We start from the raw sequence: 20,757 nt of genomic DNA, 5'->3' as shown, positions 1-20,757 counted from the left end.
GATCCTATGAGTAACGGCATTACATTGCGTGTGAAAGGAAAGGTTCAAGGTGTTGGCTTTCGCCCTTTTGTTTGGCAATTAGCACATCATTTTGGTTTATTAGGGCAGGTGAGTAATGATAGCTTAGGAGTATTGATCCACTTAACGTTATCACCGCAAAATCAACACTTTATTAATGCATTAACAGCTCAATGTCCTCCTCTTGCACGCATTGAACGTATTGAACAAACACCTTATCAATGGGAGCAACTCCCCACGGACTTTACTATTGTAAAAAGTGGTGGTGGAGAAATGGATACACAAGTTGTACCTGATGCAGCGACTTGTCAGGCTTGTATTGATGAGTTGTTTGATCCACAAAATCGTCGTTATCACTATCCTTTTATAAACTGTACCCATTGCGGCCCCCGTTTTACTATTATAAAAAAAATGCCTTACGACAGGCCTTTTACCTCTATGTCTGCATTTCCATTTTGTCCGACTTGCCAACATGAATATCAAGATCCCGCAGATAGGCGTTTTCATGCACAACCTAATGCCTGTCCTGTCTGTGGACCTCATATTTGGTTGTCAGATCATCAAGGGCAACAACTTGCAATAAAAGAGCGGGCATTAACGCAAGCTTGTCAGGCGTTATTAGCGGGGAAAATTGTTGCTGTAAAAGGCATTGGTGGCTTTCATTTAGTCTGTGACGCACGCAATAGTGAAAGTGTTGCGCGTTTAAGAGCGCGTAAACATCGTCCAGCCAAACCACTTGCGGTGATGTTAACCGGGATTGAGCAGCTCCAAAAACCGGACGATAATGCCGAGTTTTACTCAAAAGTGATAGAAACATTAACCAGTACCGCAGCACCTATCGTACTTATTCCTAAAGAAATCGCCCCTATTTCATTAAGTGAACTGATTGCACCTGGATTAACAGAAGTGGGTGTTATGTTACCAGCTAATCCTTTGCAACATCTTCTCGCACATGAAACACAAATTCCATTAGTCATGACCTCTGGTAATGCCACGGGGCACACTCCTGCATTAACCAATGAAGAGGCGTTAACTCAGCTTGGTGATATTGCAGAATTATTTCTAATGCATAATAGGGAGATTATACAAAGAGCGGACGATTCATTAGTGCGTATTGAAGATGATCAGTGTGTGATGATCCGCCGTTCACGGGGTTATGTACCAGATGCTATCGCATTGCCAACCACTTTTGATGCACAACCTGCAATTTTGGCTTTAGGAGGGGATCTGAAAAATGTGTTTTGTCTCTTAAAAGAGCACCAAGCTATTATGGGGCCGCATTTAGGTGATTTAGATGATTTAAGTGTGAGGCAACAATTACTGAAATCGCTCACGCTGTTTCAACAGATCTATCGTTTTACGCCCAAAGCGATTGCCATTGATGCTCATCCTAATTATATCAGCCATCAAATAGGTAAACAGCTAGCTGAACAGCAACATATTCCTGTTATAGAAGTTCCCCATCACCATGCACATATTGTCTCTTGTTTAGCAGAGCATGGACATACACAGCAACAAGGCGCAGTAATTGGTATAGCCCTTGATGGTTTAGGGTATGGACAAGATGGCTCTTTATGGGGAGGCGAGTGTTTGCTGGTGGATTATAAAAAATCCCAACGTATTGGCGGGCTACCTGCGGTTGCTATGCCGGGAGGAAATTTAGCTTCAATACAGCCTTGGCGAAATTGGTTCGCACATTTAGCTACTTTTACAAAAGATTGGCAAGGTAGTGTTATCACCCAAGCAATTCCGCTCACTGAGTTACAGATTTTGAGTAAGGCAGTGGCTCGTGGTTTAAATTCACCGCTAGCATCATCTTGTGGACGATTATTTGACGCAGTTGCTTGCTCTTTGGGATTATCACCTAAACAAATAAGCTGGGAAGGCGAAGCGGCATGCTACTTACAAAGCGCTGCGTTACAGTGTCACGTAGATCGGTATGCTGATATCATCAAGCAATATGGACATTTAATGCCTGTAAAAGATAAGCATGTTGATTTGTCCATTTTCTGGTCACAATGGGAAAGCATCACATTGAATACCAGTGAGAAGGCTTGGTTATTTCACTATTTATTAGCCGAAAGTTTGGGTGATATTGCTCTGCAAGCTGCGCAAGAACATCAGATTGATACTATTGTTTTAACAGGAGGGGTTTTCAATAATATCTTACTTAAGGATCTGTTTAAGCAAAAATTAAACAATAAAAAGGTATTAACCCCTATGATATTGCCATCTGGTGATGGTGGAATTGCATTAGGACAAGCACTTATTGCCAGTCATTTTATGTAAAAAATAAAATGATTGTAATCTATTAGCTAACTTTTAGTGCACCATAACAACAGTCGTTTTTTGGTCACTGTTTTATCAAAGACAATATGGAAAATCATCGTGAGTAAAAAGAAAATTGTTATTTCTTTAGCCATAATCGCTGGATTGAGTACACCGACAGCCTTCGCGGGAGAATGGTCAATAGGGGGTTCTGTATTATCACAAGTAACACCTTATAAGGGTGCTAAATCTAAAGACTATTTATTACCTGTACCTTTGGTTAATTATCAATCTGAAAATTTCTATTTTGCGACATTAGCCGCAGGATATTATTTATGGAATTCACCGAAAGATCAGCTGTCTGTCGATGTTCACTATTACCCACAAGCATTTAAACCAAGTGACTCTGATGATGAGCAGATGAAAAAACTTAATCGTCGCCGTGATACCGTCATGGGTGGATTTACCTATAAACATCATGAGTCATGGGGAAGTTTACGAGGGATTATTTCTGGTGATCTTTTAGGTAAAAGTAATGGCATTATTGCTGATGCTGCTTACCTTTATCCTTTTGAACTAGGCAATTGGTCACTTCAACCGGGAATTGGTGCTGTTTGGGAAAATAAAAAGCAGAATCGTTACGCATATGGGATTAGTCAGGGAGAATCTCAGCGTAGTGGTTTAGCAGAATATCGACCAAATGATAGCTGGAGACCTTATGTTGAAATCTCAGCTAACTATAAGTTTGCTGAAAACTGGGATTTCTTCGCGATGGGACGAGTGGATCGCTTACCCAGCGAAGTTAAAGATAGCCCGATGGTAAATAAATCGGTAACGGCTATTTTATGGACAGGTGTCACTTATACTTTCTAACGGTAAAACGGTAAAACGGTAAAACGGTAAAACGGTAAAACGGTAAAACGGTAAGTTAAGTTGCTTTCGATAACTAAAAGCTTCGAATTTGTTCGAAGCTTTTTTCGTTCGACAAAGTAGAGTGGCAAACTATTTTTCAGCAATATTTTTGCGTACGCGTATCACAGCAGATAAACGTCCAGGATGAACATTATCCGGCTTAAGTGGACGATGAATACGAGCTGTTTCAACACATGCCATTTTACGGTAACCACCTGAGCTCATATCTTTCATTGAACTGGCGAGTTCTGCACCCGGATTCCAACAAACGACATCACTGTGATGATAATGGTGAACCTCAATAGTACGATCCCAACCATCATCATGAATAAGATTAAAATCTTCAGGTTCAGTATAAAGTCTGTCAGTACGGCCGTTAAAGCGTAGGGCGGTTTCGTCGGTATAAACTTCTTTATCCGCTACTGTGTCAATATAGTGACCACCAAGGCCTGTAATGGAAACTTTATCGATATCACTGACATTAAAATAGGAGTGTAGCGCCGCAGTGGCTTCATAGTCACCGTATGACTCTAATTCAATTTCACAGGTATCACCTAATTTAAATCGAGCAATAACAGTAAATTCATGAGGCCAATACTTTTGAGTTTGTGCACTTTCTTTGAGTGTCATGGTGATAAGCACTCCGTCTTCTTGTTCAGAATGAGCACTAAATTCCCAAGGTAAGATACGTGCAAATCCATGGCTTGGTGTTCCCGCTGAGGCAAACCAAGGCCAACAAATAGGGATACCACCACGAATAGCAACACCGGGAGTAAATAAGGCATCTTCACTAAGCCACAACACGGGATGCGTTTGTGCGGGTTGCCATGCGATAAGATGGGCACCTTGAAGACTAATAGCCGCACGTACTTTGGGGTGAGAGATCACCAGAATAGGGAGTTCACCTAATTGGCGTCGACTTAAGTAAGGTGATATTTGTTCAATAACTGGCAAAGAAAAAATTTTCTCATTCATTATTTTATAACCTTATGTCGCGGACTATTTGAATACAATAAACTGCCGAGTAAAAAAATAAAAGAGCCACCGAAAGGGTGGCTCTAAAATCAATCTTGGCTTTCTAAACTCTAATTATTTAGAGATATGAGAAATCAGATCTAGAACTTTGTTTGAATAACCAACTTCGTTATCGTACCAAGAAACTAATTTAACAAAGTTGTCATTCAGCGCGATACCTGCTTTAGCATCGAATACTGAAGTTAATACTTCACCGTTGAAGTCAGTTGAAACAACTGCATCTTCAGTGTAACCCAGAACGCCTTTCAGTTCGCCTTCGGCAGCTTCTTTGATTGCTTCACAGATTTGAGCATAAGTTGCTGGTTTTTCCAGACGTGCAGTTAAGTCAACAACAGAAACGTTAGGAGTAGGAACACGGAAAGACATACCAGTCAGTTTGCCGTTCAGTTCAGGAATAACTTTACCTACTGCTTTAGCAGCACCAGTTGATGAAGGGATGATGTTTTGAGAAGCACCACGACCACCACGCCAGTCTTTCATTGAAGGACCATCAACAGTACGTTGAGTTGCAGTTGTTGCGTGAACAGTTGTCATCAGACCTTCAACGATACCGAATTTGTCGTTGATAACTTTTGCTAAAGGCGCTAAGCAGTTAGTTGTACAAGATGCGTTAGAAACGATATCTTGACCTGCATATGATTTGTGGTTTACACCCATAACGAACATAGGTGTGCTGTCTTTTGAAGGACCAGTCAGAACAACTTTTTTCGCACCAGCTTGGATGTGTTTACGTGCAGTTTCGTCAGTTAAGAACAGACCAGTTGCTTCAGCAACAACATCAACACCAATTTCGTTCCATTTCAGGTTTGCTGGATCTCTTTCTGATGTTACGCGGATGGTTTTACCATTAACAACGAGGTGGCCATCTTTTACTTCAACAGTACCGTTGAAACGACCATGAGTTGAATCGTATTTCAGCATGTATGCCATGTATTCTGCGTCTAACAGATCGTTAATACCTACGATTTCGATATCTGAACGTTCTTGTGCAGCACGGAAAACGATGCGGCCGATACGACCAAAACCATTAATACCTACTTTGATAGTCATATGTATTCCACCAGCTTTATTAGTGAATTAAAAAGTTGCTTCTAAAGTTACCAAAACCGCGCCAGTCGTCAAGCGGAATCGTGTCAATAATTGCAAAAAATCAATTAAAAAAACACTTTTTGCTTAAGGATTGGTCGTTTTAGATAAATATTACGCTGTGTATTATCGGGATCATTGCCGATAAATGAAGTTACCTTTGCTCCGTTATGTGAAATGTATCACATTTCAAAAACTAAAGATTACTCTCATTGATTTTAGACTATATTTTCCAGATTTGTTGTTAAATCTTTGTTATTATTTGCTGTTGTTTTAAAAAACATTTTTGTCAGTGTGAGGTGTTTATGAGCAATAATGAAAAAAAAGTGCATATTTCAAGTGATAACAATCACATTGATTTATCAAACCTCAATGAAATGCAGCATTATGTGACGCAACAGCGGGGTACTGAACCGCCGTTTAGTGGTAAATTATTACATAATAGAGAAACAGGTATTTATCATTGCTTATGTTGTTCTGCGCCTTTGTTTTATTCGGAAACTAAATTTGATGCAGGATGTGGCTGGCCAAGTTTTTATCAACCTGTAAGTGATGATGCAATTCTTTATCTTGATGATTTTTCGCATAATATGAAAAGAACAGAGATCCGCTGTCATCAATGTGGTGCTCATTTAGGGCATGTATTTAATGATGGCCCAGCACCGACAGGACAACGTTATTGTGTTAATTCTGCCTCTTTGGCATTTAGCAATACAGAAACAGGTGAAGTGCAAAAGGGCTAAACAGTTACTATTAACAATGAATTAACAAATAAAAAAAACGATTCAGCTTTTGCGTGGTAATTTGATATATGGAGCAATCAATGGAAGTTAATGATTTAATTTCAATGGTCACACCTGAGATTTATCAACGTCTTTCTACCGCAGTTGAGCTAGGTAAATGGCCAGACGGCGTTGCACTCACGGCAGAGCAAAAAGAGCATTGCATGCAAATTGTTCTCTTATGGCAAGCGCAGAATAACCATAATCCGGAACATATGACGGTTGGCACAAACGGACAAATTACGATGAAAAGCAAACAAGAGCTAAAAGCGCAATTTCAAGCTGAACGTTTAGCCACATTAACACCAATGGATGATGATTAAGACGTTTTTAAATTTAAATAATGAAAGTTAGCGTAACGGTGGTGATTTATTTTGATAAATCACCACTTTTTAGTTCTACTATTCATACAAGTAGAGAATGATAATTGCTAATCATGTTGTTTATATTATTTGTTACTTTTAAGCACTGTTACTGAATCAACTAAAACTGCCCCATGTTGTTGCATTTGATTAAATGCGAGCTGGCTATCATCTGGTTGAATATTGACACCTCGACAACCATCCATAACCACTGATACTTGATAACCCAATTGTAATGCATCTAACACGGTAAATTTAACGCAATAATCAGTTGCTATCCCTAAAATGGTGAGATGCTCGATCTGCATACTTTGTAAAAGAGTATGCAATCCTGTTTGATATTCATGGTCATTATCAAAAAAAGCACTATAACTATCGATAAGTCGATTTTGACCTTTATAAATAATATGACTAATTAAATCATCCCTTAATAAGGGATGAAAATCAGCGCCATGACTATTTTGTACACAATGCACTGGCCACCAAACTTGTGGACGGCCATTTAATTGGCCAACTTCGCCAACAACAGTACCTGAATTTTTTGCAAAGCTGAGATGATCTGCGGGATGCCAATCTTTGCTCGCAATAATAGGACGCTGATGGCGTTGAAAATAATCAATAAGCCGATTTGCCGTATCTATGACAGTATCACTTTCCTTAACAGCCAATGCGCCACCGGTACAGAAATCATTTTGTAGATCAACTAATAATAACGCTGAATTTTTCACAGGAGTTACCTTTGATTAGACCTAGTCGTCATCGTTTAATGTCATTTCACCACGGAGATTTTGTTGCATTAAACGGCAGATCTCAGTATAGCTATATTGTTGACTAAGTAGATAGTGGAGTTTAGTTAACGCTGCTTCAAAAGTCATATCATAACCACTGATCACCCCAACATCGGCGAGTGCTTGTCCTGTTGCATAGCCCCCCATATTGACACGACCAGAAATACATTGTGTTAGGTTAACAACGACAATACCGCGCTCAGTTGCTTCGCGTAGCGTTGATAACAAGGCAGGATGAGAAGGGGCATTACCCACACCATAAGAGCGCAAAATAAGTGCCTTAACGGGTTGCATTAAGATATTTTTCACCACCTCATCAGAAAGTCCCGGATATATTGTCACCACACCAATTGGTTGAGGGGTAATATGATGAGCAATAAACTCACCTTTTGGCTTAGGTAATGGGTTTATTTTAAACGTTTTAATATTAATGCCTGCTTCTAATAAAGGCGCACTATTAGGAGAAGCAAAAGCATTGAAGCCATCTGCATGTGCTTTTATCGCACGATTACCACGATACAGAGTATTGTTGAAAAACAGTGCAACTTCATTAATCGGATGATGTGCAGCAATATAGAGAGCATTTAATAGGTTAGTTTGTCCATCTGAGCGTAAAGCTTCTAATGGAATTTGAGAGCCGGTGACGATAACTGGTTTTGCCAGCCCCTCAAACATAAAGGAAAGTGCAGAAGCGGTAAATGCCATGGTATCGGTACCATGCAAGATGACAAAACCATCATAGTGGCAATAATTCTCGCTAATATCATCAGCGATAGATTGCCAATCTTCGGGGGTAATATTTGATGAATCAATTAAAGGAAGGTGCTCTTTGATTGTGAAATTGGGCATCTCTTCACGATGGAATTCGGGCATCTTAGCTAATTGGCGTTGTAAATGTCCTGATACAGGTATATAGCCGTGATCAGAATGTTGCATACCGATAGTTCCACCAGTATACACAACGTAAATAGATTTTTTTTGCATCAGACCTAACACTCTTATGAATTAAGCGATAAGAAAGAGTTGATTATAGGGGGTTTGCAGAATAAAAAAAGAAAGGGGAGACAAAAAGCACAATTGAAATACAGCAATTGATGTTTTAAATCATTATTTACACCATTTAGCAAAATAACTAAAAAATAATCAAAGGCTAAGATAATCCCGCTCATATTGAGCGGGAGCACACTTATTTATTGAATATCACCACAAGATAAACAATACGCATAGCGGTTTTGCGGATCGTTCATATTACGATAAAACTCAGTTTGTGTTTTAACTTCTTTAAATACCGGTGCAGGTAAATAGGCTTGTAATGGATCAGGAATAATAGCTTTTGCATTGGCCGATAAGCTCATTAATATTTGCTCTGATAAGCTTAATTCCGGTTTCATCCAATCAATGACTGGTTGTTTGATTTTTGCCATGGTTGCAGCTGCATTAATAGCATCATCGAAATCACCAAATTCATCAACTAATCCTACTTGTTTAGCATCAACGCCAACCCAAACACGACCTTGCGCAATACGATCAACTTGTGCCGGTGTTTTATTACGTGATTCAGCTACTAATTTCAGGAATGTTTTATAGCCACTTTCAATATTAAGTTGGAATAGCTCTGAAAAATCTTCTGGTAATTTATTGGTTACCGAAAGCCCTGCAAGAGGTGATGTACTCACGCCATCACTATGCACACCTATTGATTCTAAGCTATTTTCAAAGGTATTGATGACACCAAATATACCAATAGAGCCTGTTAATGTTGAAGGGCTAGCGATAATTTTACTCGCAGGTGTAGAGATCCAATATCCCCCTGATGCAGCCATTCCGCCCATTGAAACCACGACATGTTTTTTCTCTTGTTTAAAGGCGGCTATTTCACTGCGGATCTGCTCAGATGCAGACACACTACCACCGGGGCTATTAACTCGTAATACTAATGCTCTAATATTAGGATTTAAACGCGCTTGACGGATTTGATTAGCAATGGTTGAACCACCTGCGGAGCCAGGAATGCTTTCACCATCAATAATTGCGCCTTGAACGACCACAACCGCAATATTGCCGTCTTCGTTTTCTGGGGCGAATGCGGTGAGGTTATCAGCATAATCATAAATACTAATATTGTTAAACTGCTTAGCTTCATGATCCCATTGAAAGGTCTCTTTCATATCCGCTTCAAATTGGGCATAAGAGCTAACAGTATCGACCAATTTGCGATTAAGTGCATAAGTAGCATTATCGCCATCGGCTTTACGCAACTCAACTATCATCTCTTTTGCACCAGGGAAAACATCTTCCTTGGTAATACTACGATTTTCTGCAACTTGCGTTAAATAATTAGACCAGAGTACGGAAACTAATCGACTAGATGCGGCTCGGGCTTCATCAGACATATTATCGCGCATCAGCGGTTCAACAGCTGATTTATAGGTTCCCACACGGAATATATGGGTATTAACTTTAAGTTTTTCTAATAGCGATTTGTAATAGAGATTACTAAAACCTAAACCATAAATACCCACAGCACCTTGTGATGCTAAATAAATTTTATCTGCATAAGAGGCTAAGTAATATTGCGGTTGGCTATAATAACCACTAATCGCATAGATAGGTTTACCTGTTTTTTTAAATTCAGTCAGCGCTTTACCAACATAATTGAGTGAAGGTTGGTCTGCCCCAGCAAATTCGTCAAGTTTTAGTACCATTCCTTTAATTTTGGGGTCAGTCGCTGCTTTGCGTAAGGTATCAACGACTTCGAATAACGAATTTTCTTGTAACTGGCTACCCGAAACACCCAAAAGCTCTCGGCTCATTTGCCCTAAAGGATTTTGGTTAGCTGTTTGGTCAACAATAACGCCTTTTAAATCAACCAGTAATGCACCTTGATAATCGGTAGGTTTTTGCGTTTCTTGGACGATGAAATAGAGTCCTACACCCATAAAAAGTAGAAAGAAGAAAATAACGTTTAAGATTAGTTTCCTGATAAAGTTAATCGCCTGCCAACTAAATCGAAAAATAGTGCCGATTAACTCCATAATTTTACTCATATTATCTCCACATCATGTAAAGCTAAAAATTAATCCTAAACAGTTATGCTAGAATTGATGGTAAAGGTTTAAGTTTCTATTATTAAAGTATTTATTTCAATATTGAGCGACTCAAGAAATTAGCTGTATAGCCACAACATACCTTATTTACATGAGAGTATGCCTTGCAGGTGAACAATAGACAGCAAAGGTCACGGCTATTTTTAGAATAAAAAACGCTAATATTCCCTACATCTCACTTCGATCCTTTAATAACAAAACTCGATTGACTACTTAGACTGCAAATATTTAAACACCATTCTAATATAGCGACTAGCGAAAGTCTGTCACGTATTTTATTGCGCTTGGGCAGTGTATTACACCTAAAAGCTAACACATTCATATTTTGAACAAACGCTCAATATTGGCTTAAGTACAATCCTATTTTAGCTAAAAATATCCGCTTAAATTTCTCGGTGGTGGTAATATAACATTTTGTTATACTGCGAATTGATAACAACTGTCTATCCCTGCTCTTAAGGGATTTTGCTACAATAATACTGACAGGAGAATACAAAAATGGATGCATTAACACTGCTTTTAAATCGACGTTCAGCGTCTCGACTGACTACTCCAGCCCCAAATAACCAACAGCTTGAAGCTATTTTACAAGCTGGTATGAGAGCCCCCGATCATGGCGCCCTTAAACCTTGGCACTTTGTCGTGATGAAAGAGGATGGTATTGAGCGTTTTAGTCAATTATTACATAAAGCGGCGGTGGTGAGTCAACTAGGTGCTGAAGTAGAAGAAAAAGCAAAAAACGCACCTTTTCGTGCACCTTTAATTATTACCGTGATTGCCAAAGTTAAAGCGCATCCTAAAGTTCCTGAATGGGAGCAAATTGTTGCGGCAGGCTGTTGTGTTCAGGCGATGCAAATGGCTGCAGTGGCACAAGGTTATAGTGGTATTTGGCGTTCAGGCTCTTGGACTCATGATCCAGTGGTAAGAGCGGGATTAGGTTGTGGAGAGCACGACCATATTGTTGGTTTCTTATATCTTGGTACTCCCGCATTGAAAGCACCTACAACGGTTTCTCCTGCTGATTTAACTGATTTTGTGACTTATTTTTAAAAGGATGACATGTTATGTCTGAAGCAATTCGTTTAACACAATACAGTCATGGTGCCGGATGTGGCTGCAAAATTTCACCAAAAGTTTTGGAAACGATTTTACATAGTGAACAGGCTAAGTTTCACGATCCCCATTTATTGGTTGGTAATGAAACGAAAGATGATGCCGCTGTTTATGATTTAGGTAATGGCACTGGAATTATCAGTACCACTGATTTTTTTATGCCAATTGTTGATAACCCCTATGACTTTGGGCGTATTGCGGCGACTAATGCGATTAGTGATATTTTCGCTATGGGGGGTAAACCTATTATGGCAATAGCAATTTTAGGTTGGCCAATTGATAAACTTGCGCCTGAAATTGCTCGTGAAGTTATCGAAGGTGGACGAGCTGCCTGTCAAGAAGCAGGGATTTCCCTTGCTGGTGGGCATTCGATTGATGCTCCTGAACCTATTTTTGGTTTAGCGGTAACGGGCGTTGTACCGGTGAGTAAAATTAAGAAAAACAGTGCTGCTAAAGCAGGATGCCAACTTTTTTTAACTAAACCTTTAGGTATTGGAGTATTAACTACCGCAGAGAAAAAAGGCTTATTAAAACCTGAGCATCAAGGCCTAGCTACTGAAATTATGTGCCGTATGAATAAAGCCGGTACTGATTTTTCTGATATTGAAGGGGTCACGGCAATGACCGATGTGACAGGTTTTGGTCTATTAGGTCACCTTAGCGAGATTTGTGAAGGCTCTGGATTACAAGCCACTATTCACTTTTCACAAGTACCACGATTACCTGAAGTAGAAGCGTATATAGAGCAAGGATGTGTACCGGGCGGTACTGAACGTAATTTTGAAAGTTATGGCCATTTGATTGGTAATATCAGCGAAATGCAACGTAAATTATTATGTGATCCGCAAACTTCAGGTGGCTTATTACTGGCAGTACAGCCAGAAGCCGTTGAGCAAGTAAAAGAAGTTGCTAAACGCTTTAATATTGATTTGACCTCGATCGGTGAATTAACAGAGCCGAAAGCAGGAAGAGCGTTAATTGAAGTGACAAACTAACGTAATGAGATTATTTATTGCAGAAAAACCCAGCCTTGCTCGAGCTATTGCTGATGTATTACCAAAACCGCATAAACGTGGTGATGGTTTTATTGTTTGTGGTGATAACCAGTATGTGACGTGGTGTGTTGGTCATTTACTTGAGCAGGCTGAGCCGGATGCATATGATCCGCGCTATGCGCGTTGGTCGTTAGATGATTTGCCCATTATTCCGAATAAATGGCAACTCAAACCGCGCGCTGATGTGAAAAAACAGCTAGATACGATCAACACATTACTAAAACAAGCCGATGAAGTGATCCACGCAGGAGACCCCGATCGCGAAGGGCAACTGTTAGTAGATGAAGTACTTAATTACCTTAATATTAGTGATGCTCAAAGAAAACAGGCACGCCGCTGCCTGATTAACGATTTAAACCCCGCCGCGGTATCTCGAGCAATTGATAAGCTCCGCTACAATCATGAATTTATTCCATTATGTGTTTCTGCCTTAGCAAGAGCGAGGGCGGATTGGCTATATGGCATTAACATGACACGCGCTTACACGTTATTAGGACAGCGCAATGGTTACCAAGGCGTACTTTCTGTTGGGCGAGTACAAACCCCGGTGCTGGGTTTAGTCGTACGCCGTGATGAAGAAATTGAAAACTTTGTACCGAAAGATTTTTTTGAAGTCAAAGCGCATATCGTTACTCCTGCAGATGAGAGATTTACCGCTATTTGGCAGCCGAGTGAACACTGCGAGCCTTGGCAAGATGAAGAAGGGCGTTTATTACATCGCAAATTAGCAGAGCATGTTGTTGATAGAATAGCTGGCAAGCCTGCTAATGTTACCGATTATCAAGATAAACAAGAGTCTGAAATAGCACCTTTGCCTTTTTCATTATCTGCTTTACAAATTGAAGCGGCGAAACGCTTTGGTTTAAGCGCTCAACAAGTGTTAGACACATGTCAACGCTTATATGAAACGCATAAACTTATTACTTATCCACGCTCCGATAGTCGCTATCTGCCTGATGAACACTTTGCTGGGCGTCATGCGGTGATGAATGCCATTAGTGTGCATGATAATAGTCTTTTACCACAAGAAACATTAGATATTGATAAAAAGAACCGTTGCTGGGATGACAAGAAAGTAGATGCGCACCATGCCATTATTCCTACTGCGAAAACAGGTAATATTTCATTAAGTGAAAATGAAAAGAATATTTACTATTTGATCGCCCGACAATATCTAATGCAATTTATGCCAGATGCGGTGTACCGCAAATGTGTGATTGAACTCGATATTGAAAATGGAAAGTTTATTGCTAAGGCACGATTTTTAGCACAAGCCGGCTGGCGTACCTTATTAGGTAGTAAAGAGCAAGATGCGGAAAATGATGGTAGCGCCTTACCTATTGTGGCTAAAGGTGATGAGTTACTTTGTGAAAAAGGCGAAATTGTTGCCAAGCAGACCCAACCACCAAGACCTTTTACAGATGCTACGCTACTTTCGGCTATGACCGGTATTGCACGTTTTGTGCAAGACAAAGAGCTAAAGAAAATCCTAAGAGCGACGGATGGGCTAGGTACTGAAGCGACTAGGGCTGGTATTATTGAATTACTGTTTAAACGTGGCTTTCTGCAAAAGAAAGGGCGAGCTATCAACTCGACACCAGCAGGAAGAGCATTAATTCATGTTTTACCAGATATGGCGACATTACCCGATATGACCGCTCATTGGGAATCAATATTAACGCAAATTAGTGAGAAGCAATTTAAGTATCAAGATTTTATGATGCCATTAAGTAACACACTATTTGAATTAATTACTCAAGCTAAACGTCGTCCTAATATTCAAGCGTTTAGAAACCTGCCTGCGCCTGCGCAGAATAAAAAACGTAAAGGTGCGACGAAAAAAAGTGCACAAGGGAAAAGTCGTTCAGCGCAGTCTCAATCTACGAATCGCAATATAAAGAGTGATGCTTAGTTGATTGTGTAAGACGCTAACTAATATATAAACAAACCCCACTTTTAATCTATTTAAAGTGGGGTTTATCAATAAGGGGGGAGAGGGAATTAAAGCTTAAACTCGGCCCAAACAGGTGCGTGATCGGAAGGTTTTTCCATCGCACGAATATCGTAGTCAATGCCGGTTGAAATACAATTATCTGCTAAGCAACGACTTGCTAGCAGTAAATCGATACGTAAGCCTCGGTTATCATCAAAGCCTTTTGAGCGATAATCAAACCAAGAAAATTGGTCTTCGACTTCAGGATGTTGGGCGCGGTAAGTATCGGTTAATCCCCAACCCATAAGCGTTGCTAACCACTCTCGCTCTTCCGGTAAAAATGAACATTTACCCATTTTTAGCCAACGTTTCATATTATTTTCGCCGATACCGATATCTTTATCGGTTGGGCTAATATTTAAATCCCCCATGATCAGTACGGGAGAGGAAGGCGTTAAGCTGGTGGTCAGATACTGCTGTAGATCAGCATAGAATTTTGCTTTAGCAGGGAATTTTGTCTCATGATCACGACTTTCACCTTGAGGGAAATAACCATTCATTACCGTTAATAATCCAGCGGGGGTTTCAATGTCCGCCATGATCATACGACGCTGAGCTTCTTCACCATCACCAGGGAATCCTTTACGTACCGCGACAGGTTTCGCCTTAGTTAACAAAGCCACACCATAATGGCCTTTCTGTCCATGATAAAAAACGTGGTAGCCCAAGGCACTGACAGTTTCTAATGGAAACATATCATCATGAACTTTTGTTTCTTGCAGTCCAATAACATCGGGTTGGTGTTTTTCTACAATGGCTTCGAGCTGATGAGGGCGAGCACGTAATCCATTAATATTGAATGAGACAAATTTCATGTGACTATAACCATTTATAGATTGAATAATAGGATAACTTATACTAACAGGATAATGAAATAAATGTAAGTCGGTTACATACCAATGTTAATACCTGTCATCGAGATATAATCGCGTGATATAGATAAATCGTAGCCAAATAGCAAAATGTATGGCAACTAATAATATTAATAAGTTTATGCCTAACAAAAAATATTAATTAAATAAAGTAGAAACATAAACTATTCTTTGATAGAAGAATATAAGTATTATCATTTTTTATATGTAAAGCAAAATGACAGAATAAAAATATCAATTGAATTATAAATTATATTTATAGGAGGTGAAGATAATTAAAAATAATATTTATTTCGCATGGATTTCTTTCAGTTAATATGTGTTTTATTTATATTAATAAAATTAATTTAATTGTTTTGTTTAACACAGCAAAGGAATGGTGGATTATGTTTTTTTCTCGTAAATTAGAGGCCTTTATGGCCGTCGTTGAAAATGGATCCTTAAGTAAAGCTGCTCGTGTGATGAACCGAACGACACCACCTGTAGCGAAATCAATCAAAGATTTTGAAGCCGTGCTAGGGAAGCGCTTGTTTAAGCGGGAAAAGTTTGGTATGAGTTTAACGCAAGAAGGGTTAGAACTCTATAATGATTTAAAATCACTTTATCTGCAAGAAAAAGAGATAACAAAAAAACACACATCGGGCGTTATTAATAATAGCATTCATGTTTATTATGATTGGGGTAAAAGTCAATATTTAACAGCACTCTATCAAGCAGCCAATAAGAATTGTTCACATATAAATATGATGAGATTTTCGAAAGATAATTTTGAAGAGATACCAGATTATGATGGAAACACGTTAATCTTAAGCTCAGATAAAATTATTAGTGAAAAGTTTAGCTTAATACATCAAGTTAAAAATAAATATCTAGGAATATGTTGCCAACAAATCTTAGCACAAAAAGCACAAGAGAATATCAATACATTGCTAAAAGAAAATATTTGGTTATGTGATCCCGCTTTATATAAAACAGCAAAAATAAAGAAATTAGAAAATGAAATAGCGGATCAGGGTAAACCTGTCAGTATTAGATTGATGGATGATTTAAATTGTTGTTTAAACTTTATTCAAACTCACCATTCGCTATTATTTACTGATGAAAACCCGATTAAAAGTGAGGATGAAAAGCAACTGTGCTTTATACCTTTAACACAAACGGAGCTGATTTATAATTGTTATATCTATAAATCCAAATACCACTCGAGTATATTGAACAGGTTTGTTGATTTAATAAAAGAATTGGAATGAAAAAATAGTGAAGAGTATTGAAGATGGTGGTGGGAGAAGGATTCGAACCTTCGAAGTCTGTGACGGCAGATTTACAGTCTGCTCCCTTTGGCCGCTTGGGTATCCCACCAACATTAAATTGTCTTGCTGTCCGTGACAGCGGGCGCAATAATACCAAATACCTGAGATGTGTAAAGTGCTATTTTAAGAAAAAGCGATCAACTGCTGTAAAAATATCCGCTTTGCTTAACTGTTGTGCTATATCGTATTGATTTTAGATAGAAAGCTATAGTGATTGACTTGGATGTGTAACAAAAAATAAAAAGAGCCTGTGATAAAATAACTATCTCAGGCTCTTGTTACTTTAGGCTTGTGTCGTAGTTACACTAATTTAAAACGGGTAAGCCTACAAAATAATTGTTCTGTTGCCATAGACAAAAACACGTTGCGAGAGCACCCAATAGAGGGCGTGGCTTAGTACGTTTTTCTCTACATCCCGTCCTGCGCGCATCATATCTTCTGCTGAAAAAGTGTGGTCTACGTTTATTACATTTTGAGTAATAATAGGGCCTTCATCTAAATTATCATTTACATAGTGAGCTGTGGCGCCAATAATTTTTACACCACGTTCATAGGCTTGATGATATGGGCGGGCGCCAATAAATGCAGGTAAGAAAGAGTGATGAATATTAATAATTTGATTTGGGTAATGTTGTACAAATGCGGGGGTTAATACACGCATATATTTAGCTAATACCACATAATCAGGTTTGTATTGGTCAATTTGTGCTATCAGTTTTTCATCATGCTGATCACGGGTTAACCCTTCATGACTAATGAGATGGAAAGGGATCCCAAATTGCTCAACAAGGTGTTTTAGCGTGTCGTGATTACCAATAACTGCTGCAATTTCAACATCCAGATCACCAAAAGCACTTTTCATTAAGAGGTCACCAATACAATGGGCTTCTTTAGTGACCATAATGACGATACGGCGGCGACCGGCAGTATTAAGCTCTCGCTGTGAGCCTTGTGGAAGTGCATCATCTAAATCGGCTAAAAAGGTTTCATCATTAAAAATACCTTCTAGCTCAGTGCGCATAAAAAAGCGGCCAGTGCGATGATCAACAAACTCATTATTTTGAACAATATTGAGCTGATGTTTATAACAAATATTAGTAATTTTTGCGATAAGCCCTTTCGCATCTGGACAAATAGTACGTAGTATTTTCTTTTGAGTATTTTGGTGTTGCATGTATGGATAAATCCTTTAATTTACTTCTGTGTTTGCAATTATTTTCTGTTGTGTTCACAACATTTTTTGTATTTACGGCCTGAGCCACAAGGACAGGGATCGTTTCGTCCTACTTTAGGCTGTACACCATCAATATAAAACCAGCAGTCGTCTATTTTTAGAAAACGAGAGCGTTCATGTAGATACTGCTTATCATCAGCATTTATTTCAATAAAGCAAGCTGAGAATTCAACAAAGGCTTCGTTATCACGAGGGTTTTCTTGTGCCGATATAATATGTAACCCTAGCCATTGTGTATTGGGAAACGTGGCGATTAACTCATCCCGTAAAGAAGGTGTACGACACGAAGGGTGCCATGTTTTGATTAGGTGATCTGCATTATGAGTCACAAAAGCACTATAGCGAGAGCGCATTAACGCTTGAGCTGTAGGGGCATTTTTTGTCCCTAATAAGTAAGGCTCACAGCACTCACTATAAGGCAATTGGCTATTGCAGGGGCATAAATTTGACAAGGTAATGTCCTGATCCATTTTTATACGACGATCCCCATCAGAAAAATAGCGATTAGGAATAATAAACGTCAATGTTGAACTAAACTAATAATGTAACGCTAAATAAACCGCAAGTGAAATGATAGTTATGGGTATTACTAATGAATAAAGCCTTAGTCGGTAAAAAAATTCTCATTATTGATGATGAGGTTGTATTTCGCACAATGCTCACTGAGTATTTTTCACACGAAAAGGCTTGCGTTTATGCGACTGACAATGGTAGCCAAGCATTGTTGTTACTTGAAGAGGGGCTAAGACCTGATCTTATTTTATGTGATATCAGAATGCCTGTTATGAATGGGCCGACTTTTTTATGTCATCTAGAGCAGCGTCACTGGTCTTTTCCTGTTATTGCTATTTCATGTACTGACAACATGGCTGAAATTGATGATATGTTGCGCTTTGGCGCTCAGGACGTTTTTCTTAAGCCCGTAACTAATTTAGCTAAGTTAAAACAGAAGGTCATTGAAGTATTATGTCCAGGTTTTTTTGAGTCTGAATTAATTGCAAGGGGACAACTTGGACCTCTTTGGAATAACTTACGAGAACAGCCTCATTATATTCAATCCTTTGTTAAACAGATGCAACCGCAAGTTAAACAAATTGTCGCAGGATATAATGTTAATTATCGTCAATTAAATGATGCATCCCAAATGGGGTTGTTATTTGATATAGCGACTTTATCAAAAGATCAAATCATTTTTTACTGTGTTGACGTCTCTAATGATGAAGAAAATGGGTTACTCGTTGCGCTGCTTTTAAGGGTGGTTTTTAATCGTTTCCTAAAAGCTACTGAGAAAAGACGCTTCTTACCTAGTATGTATAACATATTGAATAAAATCAATAAAATGCTTGAGGATATGGGGGTGAGAGGATCATTCCCGCTAATTTTAGGTTATTACCACACCAAGGAAAAAAATATATTATTAGCGTCAGCAGGACTACGAGCTGAAATAAAAACAGAGAATAAAAAATATGTTTTAAATAGTGGTGTACCTTTAGGAACACTACACTCTTTATATATTAACCAAATAAAGTGTGTGGGAATAGATTGGCAATGTAAAATTTGGAATCACTACCATAAAATTAATTTAATGTTCTCACCTATACATAAACGTTAAATTTAGATTAAATAAAATCTGTTATTGCACATATATTAAACATAAATGAAGAACAATCTCAATTAAGCGATGATGCTCTGTTTATCCGTAGATATTAGCTGGTATACTCTGGCGATTATTTTTTTATATGTACCATAACATCATAGGAATATCATGGTACTTAATTTGTAGGAGAAGAGTAATGTCATCAGTGGTGCGTAAAGTAAGAAAAGCGGTGATCCCTGTTGCAGGGCTAGGAACAAGAATGTTGCCTGCCACCAAGGCTATCCCAAAAGAGATGCTACCTGTTGTTGATAAACCTTTAATTCAATATGTTGTTAATGAATGTATTGCAGCTGGCATCAATGAAATTGTGCTAGTTACACACTCTTCAAAAAATTCTATTGAAAACCATTTTGATACCAGTTTTGAATTAGAAGCTATTTTAGAAAAACGAGTTAAACGTCAGTTGTTGGAAGAAGTACAAGGTATTTGTCCAAGTCACGTTACTATTATGCAAACTCGCCAAGGAATAGCAAAAGGGTTAGGCCATGCCATTTTATGTGCAAAACCTTTGGTGGGTGATGAGCCTTTCGCTGTTATCTTGCCGGATGTTATTTTAGACCGATATAGTGCTGATCTGACTAAGGTTAATTTAAAAGAGATGCTTTCTCATTTTGAACAATCTGGCGCAAGTCAAATTTTAGTAGAGCCTGTTCCTGAAGAGGAAGTATCTAACTACGGGATTGTTGACTGCATGGGAGAACATTTACAGCCTGGCGACAGTAAACCCATTACTCGTGTGGTAGAAAAACCGAAGAAAGAAGAAGCACCTTCAAATTTATCTATTGTTGGTCGTTATGTGTTGTCTGAAAACATTTGGCCTTTATTAGCCAAAACTGCACCAGGAGCAGGGGATGAAATTCAATTAACTGACGCGATTGCAATGTTAATTGAAAAAGAGCCTGTAGAAGCTTATCACCTACAAGGGAAAAGCCACGATTGTGGTAATAAATTAGGCTATATGAAAGCTTTTGTTGAATATGGTTTACAGCACGAAGAGTTTGGCGAAGAGTTCACGAAATGGATAAAATCACTGCAAGCTTAATGTGTTGAGTAACAAAATTTAACGATTTATCTTGTTAATAGTGTCGCACTGTCATTTTAATTTTATAATGTGGTGCGGCATTTATTTATGGCTTAAAGCTTAAAAGTACCGCTATAAAAGATG

18 protein-coding genes and 1 tRNA gene are annotated in these 20,757 nt (G+C 38.7%); 10 read left to right on the top strand and 9 right to left on the bottom strand.

Translation table 11 applies throughout. From position 1 onward, the window contains the following. Nucleotides 1-6 precede the first annotated feature (6 nt). Both hypF and AACV01_RS12810 read left to right on the top strand, forming a co-directional pair. Nucleotides 7-2,307: a carbamoyltransferase HypF gene (hypF, locus tag AACV01_RS12815; protein ID WP_064505783.1), complete on the top strand. Its 2,301-nt coding sequence runs from the start codon at nucleotides 7-9 to the stop codon at nucleotides 2,305-2,307. A 99-nt stretch (nucleotides 2,308-2,406) separates the two neighbouring features. Beyond that, nucleotides 2,407-3,159, top strand: coding sequence for a MipA/OmpV family protein (locus AACV01_RS12810; RefSeq protein ID WP_004243270.1), 753 nt, complete (start codon nucleotides 2,407-2,409; stop codon nucleotides 3,157-3,159). A gap of 129 nt (nucleotides 3,160-3,288) precedes the next feature. Here AACV01_RS12810 and AACV01_RS12805 read toward each other — a convergent pair whose 3' ends face one another. Next, complete coding sequence (locus tag AACV01_RS12805) at nucleotides 3,289-4,173, bottom strand: D-hexose-6-phosphate mutarotase (RefSeq protein ID WP_004243269.1); 885 nt, start codon at nucleotides 4,171-4,173, stop codon at nucleotides 3,289-3,291. A 114-nt stretch (nucleotides 4,174-4,287) separates the two neighbouring features. After that, entirely contained in the window at nucleotides 4,288-5,283 is a 996-nt protein-coding gene (gene gapA, locus AACV01_RS12800; RefSeq protein WP_004243268.1) for a glyceraldehyde-3-phosphate dehydrogenase, read from the bottom strand. Nucleotides 5,284-5,624: 341 nt separating this feature from the next. On the opposite strand from gapA, the gene msrB reads away from it, so the two are divergent. Then, entirely contained in the window at nucleotides 5,625-6,062 is a 438-nt protein-coding gene (gene msrB / locus AACV01_RS12795; RefSeq protein ID WP_004243267.1) for a peptide-methionine (R)-S-oxide reductase MsrB, read from the top strand. Between the two features lie 80 nt (nucleotides 6,063-6,142). Further along, nucleotides 6,143-6,424 (top strand): YeaC family protein, encoded by a 282-nt coding sequence (locus AACV01_RS12790; RefSeq protein WP_004248238.1) that lies wholly within the window; start codon nucleotides 6,143-6,145, stop codon nucleotides 6,422-6,424. Between the two features lie 125 nt (nucleotides 6,425-6,549). Here AACV01_RS12790 and pncA read toward each other — a convergent pair whose 3' ends face one another. The 3 genes from pncA to sppA all read right to left on the bottom strand — a co-directional run bounded on the left by pncA (nucleotide 6,550) and on the right by sppA (nucleotide 10,298). Then, nucleotides 6,550-7,191 carry a bifunctional nicotinamidase/pyrazinamidase gene (gene pncA, locus AACV01_RS12785; protein WP_161683017.1) on the bottom strand — a complete coding sequence of 214 codons (642 nt, stop codon included), beginning with the start codon at nucleotides 7,189-7,191 and terminating at the stop codon, nucleotides 6,550-6,552. 21 nt (nucleotides 7,192-7,212) lie between these two features. Next, complete coding sequence (gene ansA / locus AACV01_RS12780; protein WP_004243262.1) at nucleotides 7,213-8,235, bottom strand: asparaginase; 1,023 nt, start codon at nucleotides 8,233-8,235, stop codon at nucleotides 7,213-7,215. A 206-nt stretch (nucleotides 8,236-8,441) separates the two neighbouring features. Continuing rightward, complete coding sequence (gene sppA / locus AACV01_RS12775; RefSeq protein WP_004248232.1) at nucleotides 8,442-10,298, bottom strand: signal peptide peptidase SppA; 1,857 nt, start codon at nucleotides 10,296-10,298, stop codon at nucleotides 8,442-8,444. A 558-nt stretch (nucleotides 10,299-10,856) separates the two neighbouring features. On the opposite strand from sppA, the gene AACV01_RS12770 reads away from it, so the two are divergent. Genes AACV01_RS12770 through AACV01_RS12760 form a run of 3 tightly spaced genes read left to right on the top strand, consistent with a single transcriptional unit; the run spans nucleotide 10,857 to nucleotide 14,438 of the window. Further along, nucleotides 10,857-11,408, top strand: coding sequence for an NAD(P)H nitroreductase (locus AACV01_RS12770; RefSeq protein WP_004243260.1), 552 nt, complete (start codon nucleotides 10,857-10,859; stop codon nucleotides 11,406-11,408). Between the two features lie 14 nt (nucleotides 11,409-11,422). Continuing rightward, nucleotides 11,423-12,466 carry a selenide, water dikinase SelD gene (gene selD, locus AACV01_RS12765; RefSeq protein ID WP_161683015.1) on the top strand — a complete coding sequence of 348 codons (1,044 nt, stop codon included), beginning with the start codon at nucleotides 11,423-11,425 and terminating at the stop codon, nucleotides 12,464-12,466. A gap of 4 nt (nucleotides 12,467-12,470) precedes the next feature. Beyond that, nucleotides 12,471-14,438, top strand: a complete 1,968-nt coding sequence (locus AACV01_RS12760) for a DNA topoisomerase III (protein WP_004250914.1) — start codon at nucleotides 12,471-12,473, stop codon at nucleotides 14,436-14,438. An 89-nt stretch (nucleotides 14,439-14,527) separates the two neighbouring features. Here the strand turns inward: AACV01_RS12760 and xthA are convergent, their stop codons facing one another. Next, nucleotides 14,528-15,334, bottom strand: a complete 807-nt coding sequence (gene xthA, locus AACV01_RS12755) for an exodeoxyribonuclease III (protein ID WP_004248228.1) — start codon at nucleotides 15,332-15,334, stop codon at nucleotides 14,528-14,530. Nucleotides 15,335-15,777: 443 nt separating this feature from the next. Between xthA and AACV01_RS12750 the strand changes: the two genes are divergently transcribed. After that, nucleotides 15,778-16,641 (top strand): helix-turn-helix domain-containing protein, encoded by an 864-nt coding sequence (locus AACV01_RS12750; protein WP_017628061.1) that lies wholly within the window; start codon nucleotides 15,778-15,780, stop codon nucleotides 16,639-16,641. 24 nt (nucleotides 16,642-16,665) lie between these two features. On the opposite strand, the gene AACV01_RS12745 is transcribed toward AACV01_RS12750, so the two are convergent. The 3 genes from AACV01_RS12745 to AACV01_RS12735 all read right to left on the bottom strand — a co-directional run bounded on the left by AACV01_RS12745 (nucleotide 16,666) and on the right by AACV01_RS12735 (nucleotide 18,405). Further along, nucleotides 16,666-16,750, bottom strand: a tRNA-Tyr gene (locus AACV01_RS12745). A gap of 276 nt (nucleotides 16,751-17,026) precedes the next feature. Then, nucleotides 17,027-17,875, bottom strand: coding sequence for a formyltetrahydrofolate deformylase (gene purU / locus AACV01_RS12740; protein ID WP_004243254.1), 849 nt, complete (start codon nucleotides 17,873-17,875; stop codon nucleotides 17,027-17,029). A gap of 38 nt (nucleotides 17,876-17,913) precedes the next feature. Next, nucleotides 17,914-18,405, bottom strand: coding sequence for a YchJ family protein (locus AACV01_RS12735; RefSeq protein ID WP_004243253.1), 492 nt, complete (start codon nucleotides 18,403-18,405; stop codon nucleotides 17,914-17,916). A gap of 122 nt (nucleotides 18,406-18,527) precedes the next feature. Here AACV01_RS12735 and rssB point away from each other — a divergent pair, with 122 nt between their 5' ends. Together rssB and galU are read left to right on the top strand one after the other, a co-directional pair. After that, on the top strand, nucleotides 18,528-19,547 hold the full coding sequence (gene rssB, locus AACV01_RS12730; RefSeq protein WP_049197403.1) for a two-component system response regulator RssB: 1,020 nt from the start codon (nucleotides 18,528-18,530) through the stop codon (nucleotides 19,545-19,547). 181 nt (nucleotides 19,548-19,728) lie between these two features. Continuing rightward, nucleotides 19,729-20,634, top strand: a complete 906-nt coding sequence (galU, locus tag AACV01_RS12725; protein ID WP_004243251.1) for a UTP--glucose-1-phosphate uridylyltransferase GalU — start codon at nucleotides 19,729-19,731, stop codon at nucleotides 20,632-20,634. Nucleotides 20,635-20,757: the final 123 nt, after the last annotated feature.

The sequence above is a fragment of the Proteus sp. G2609 genome (assembly GCF_963896135.1).
Taxonomy (GTDB): Bacteria; Pseudomonadota; Gammaproteobacteria; order Enterobacterales; family Enterobacteriaceae; genus Proteus; species Proteus mirabilis.
The sequence above is the reverse complement of the archived record's forward strand: the minus strand, read 5'-3'. Positions and strand labels throughout refer to the sequence as shown.